Consider the following 280-nt stretch of genomic DNA (forward strand, 5'->3'; position numbering starts at 1 on the left):
GGTTGTTACGTATTTGTAGAACTCATCTGGTGACAGCTTCGCCAGATCCCACTGATACCGCTCTTCATTGTAGTAGCGGATCTGCTCGTCCAGCAGCGAACAGATCTCCTGGAAAGTCCGGCACTTCTTCAGATCATCACGGATCTCGTCCTTCATATGGCCGAAGAAGCTTTCCTGAGGAGCGTTGTCCCAGCAGTTTCCTCTGCGTGACATCGACTGGCGCAGTTTCTTCTGACGGAGCAGTTCCCGAAACCCGACACTTGTGTAGTGACACCCCTGA

1 protein-coding gene is annotated in these 280 nt (G+C 52.5%); it reads right to left on the bottom strand.

Annotated features, from left to right (window positions below; translation table 11 throughout):
• On the bottom strand, nt 1–280 hold a 280-nt coding region (locus tag Afil_RS10855), incomplete at both ends, for an integrase core domain-containing protein (protein ID WP_230268563.1).

This window comes from Allobaculum fili (assembly GCF_020969955.1).
Classification (GTDB): Bacteria; Bacillota_I; Bacilli_A; order Erysipelotrichales; family Erysipelotrichaceae; genus Allobaculum; species Allobaculum fili.